This window comes from Bradyrhizobium sp. (assembly GCF_016462955.1).
In the GTDB taxonomy this organism is placed as follows: Bacteria; Pseudomonadota; Alphaproteobacteria; order Rhizobiales; family Xanthobacteraceae; genus Bradyrhizobium.
Genome location: NZ_JAEMSD010000567.1, coordinates 1 through 2,876 on the forward strand (window position 1 = coordinate 1; position 2,876 = coordinate 2,876).

The following is a 2,876-nucleotide window of genomic DNA, read 5'->3' on the forward strand; positions in this document are numbered from 1 at the left end:
CTCTACGAGCTTGCCGAGAAGCTGGTCGATTTCGAGGACTATTTCCGCCGCTGGCGCTTCAACCACGTGACGACAGTCGAGCGCGTCATCGGCTTCAAGCGCGGCACCGGCGGCACTGGCGGCGTCAGCTATCTCAAGCGCATGCTGGAGGTCGAGCTGTTTCCGGAACTGTGGCGCGTGCGCACGATTCTGTAGGGATGTCCATGACCCGGCTTCGCGTCTACGACGACACCAAGGCGCTGTTCCACTTGCCCGACGGCGTGATTTATCTCGACGGCAACTCGCTGGGTGCGCTGCCGTTGGGCGTTGCCGAGCGTGTCAATCGCGTGATCACCGAGGAGTGGGGCAAGGAGCTCATCCGCGCCTGGAACACCGCCGGCTGGTACGCCCAGCCGCGTCATGTCGGCGACCGCATCGCGCGGCTGGTCGGCGCCGAGGCGGGCTCCGTGATGGTTGGCGACACGCTGTCGCTCAAGGTCTATCAGGCGCTCGCCGCCGCGCTCGACATGAACTTGTCGCGCAAGGTGATCCTGTCGGATACCGGTAACTTCCCGACCGACCTCTACATGGCCGAGGGCCTGATCGAAACGCTCGGGCGCGGCCATCAATTGCGCCTGGTCGCACCGGAGCAGATCGAGACCGCGTTGTCCGAGGACGTTGCGGTGCTCTACCTCACCGAGGTCGACTATCGCACCGGACGCCGCCACGACATGGCGACGCTCACCGCGAAAGCGCGTGCGCTCGGTATCGTCACGGTGTGGGACCTCGCTCATTCCGCCGGCGCGTTGCCGATCGATCTCGCCGGGACCGGCGCCGATTTCGCCGCGGGGTGCACCTACAAATACATCAACGCCGGTCCCGGCGCGCCGGCGTTCCTCTATGTCGCGCCGCGCCACGCCGACAGCGCGCGGGCCGCTCTGTCGGGGTGGATGGGCCACGCAAAACCGTTTGCGTTCGAGCTTGCCTACGCGGCGGCGGGCGGCGTCGAGCGCATGCGCGTCGGCACCCCGCCGGTGCTCGCCATGGCGGCGCTGGAGGCTTCGCTTGATATCTGGGACAGGGTCGACATTGCCGAAGTTCGTGCGCGTTCGCTGTCGCTCGGCGATCTCCTGATCAGTGAGGTCGAGCGCCGCTGTCCGCAGCTCAAGCTCGTCACCCCACGCGTGCACGAGCGCCGCGGCTCCCAGGTCTCCTTCGCCTTCGAGGGCGGCTACGCCGCCATGCAGGCCCTGATCGCCCGCGGCGTGATCGGCGATTTTCGCGCGCCCGACATCATGCGGTTCGGTCTCACGCCGCTGTACATCGGCGAGAGCGAGATCGTGCGGGCGGCCGAGATCGTCGAGGAGGTGATCGTGGGCGAGGCGTGGCGGCGGCCGGAATATCAGGTTGTGAATGCGGTGACGTGAGTCCGGTCTCGTGCCCCGGACGCAGCGCAGCGCTTTCCCGGCGATGCGATGGATCGTCCGGTAGCGGTGCGCTGCAGAGCCGGGGCCCAGGCCGCATCGAAATCGCCGCGATGGGTCCCGGCTCTGCGCAGCAACGCTGACGCGTTGCAGCGCGTCCGGGGCACGAGAACGTTGGCGTCGAGCGCCGATGACCATTACCTCGGAGGTTATTGCTTTGCCGCGCGCAGCAATTCACGCTGAGACGGCAATGAATTGAGAGGAGATCCGATGACGCCGCTCGAGAAACTCAAAGCGATGAAGATGCCGTTCGCCGAACTCAAGGGCGTCGAGTTTGTCGAGGCCGAGAAGGATCGCGTGGTGGCGCGGATGATCGTCCGGCCGGATCTCTGCACGCTTCACCACACCGTGCATGGCGGAGCCGTGATGGCGCTGGCCGATTCCGTTGGCGCGGCGGCGACCGTGATCAATCTGCCTGAGGACGCCAAGGGCACAACCACGTTGGAGAGCAAGACGAACTTCATCGGCGGGGCGAAGCAAGGAACCGCCATCATCGCCATTGCCACTCCGGTACATCGTGGCCGGCGGACCCAGGTCTGGACCACCCGATTGGAAACCGAGGACGGCAAGCTGGTCGCCGTGGTGACCCAGACACAGCTGGTCCTGTAAGACTACGGGACCCTGATTTTGTTAACGAATTAGTCGCGTCTGGTGCTCGAAAGTTGGGCAAGTCTCCGTCTTGAAAATTATGGTGCGATGCACAATATAGGAGGCCTAGGGATTCGAACGCCTCCTCGAGGGACACCAAGAGGAGTTTTGACGTGATACTTGAAGACACCGTTCGCTCCGTTCCCGGCTATGTGCGGACCCTGATCCAGCAGGAAGAATTACCGCTCTTGCGCGATCATCTGCTGAGGCTGGACGCCGGCAGCCGCCATGACCGTTTCAACGGCTTCCTCGACGACAGCTTCATCGAGCGCTACGCCGCCCGCTGCGCCGAGGACGGCACCGTGATCGTTGCCTATATCGTCGATGGCGTGGTGCGTGGTGCGGCCGAGCTGCATCCGCCGGAGGGCGACTGCCTGCCTGAAGTCGCCTTCAGCGTGGAGGCCTCCGGGCGTCGCCAGGGCGTGGGCACGATGCTGTTCCGCCGTTTGATCGCGGAGGCGCGCTGGAAGGGCTACAAGCAATTGCGCATCACGACGGGCGCCGAGAATCACGCGATGAGGGCGCTCGCCAGGAAGTTCGGCGCGCATCTGGCTTTCCGCCACGGCGAATCGACCGGTACGATCGACCTCGCCAGGACGCCCGAGGCCGAGCTCGCCGATCTCGCGGCATCTCCATTCAGAGCCGGGCGCGCTCTTCTCAGCTTCAACAGCACGTGCTGGAAGCTGATCTCGAGCATGTACGACAATCGCGCCGCATAGCCCACGAAGCTTGTGGCCAGGTATCACGAAGCGGCCCGGCGAGGCC

At 65.0% G+C, this 2,876-nt stretch carries 4 protein-coding genes; all 4 read left to right on the forward strand.

Annotation, left to right across the window (positions count from 1 at the left end):
* Positions 1-195 (forward strand): tryptophan 2,3-dioxygenase family protein (locus JHD07_RS34510; protein ID WP_291630295.1); only part of this gene is annotated, 195 nt, incomplete at its 5' end.
* 8 nt (positions 196-203) lie between these two features.
* Positions 204-1,406, forward strand: coding sequence for a kynureninase (gene kynU, locus JHD07_RS34515; RefSeq protein WP_291630297.1), 1,203 nt, complete (start codon positions 204-206; stop codon positions 1,404-1,406).
* Between the two features lie 267 nt (positions 1,407-1,673).
* Positions 1,674-2,072 carry a PaaI family thioesterase gene (locus tag JHD07_RS34520; RefSeq protein WP_291630300.1) on the forward strand — a complete coding sequence of 133 codons (399 nt, stop codon included), beginning with the start codon at positions 1,674-1,676 and terminating at the stop codon, positions 2,070-2,072.
* Between the two features lie 152 nt (positions 2,073-2,224).
* Positions 2,225-2,830, forward strand: coding sequence for a GNAT family N-acetyltransferase (locus tag JHD07_RS34525; protein ID WP_291630302.1), 606 nt, complete (start codon positions 2,225-2,227; stop codon positions 2,828-2,830).
* Positions 2,831-2,876 lie beyond the last annotated feature (46 nt).

Bases quoted from the DNA above. Each gene is read 5' to 3' on its own strand.
- kynU (WP_291630297.1), top strand. From the start codon at position 204: ATGACCCGGCTTCGCGTCTACGACGACACCAAGGCGCTGTTCCACTTG.
- JHD07_RS34520 (WP_291630300.1), top strand. From the start codon at position 1,674: ATGACGCCGCTCGAGAAACTCAAAGCGATGAAGATGCCGTTCGCCGAA.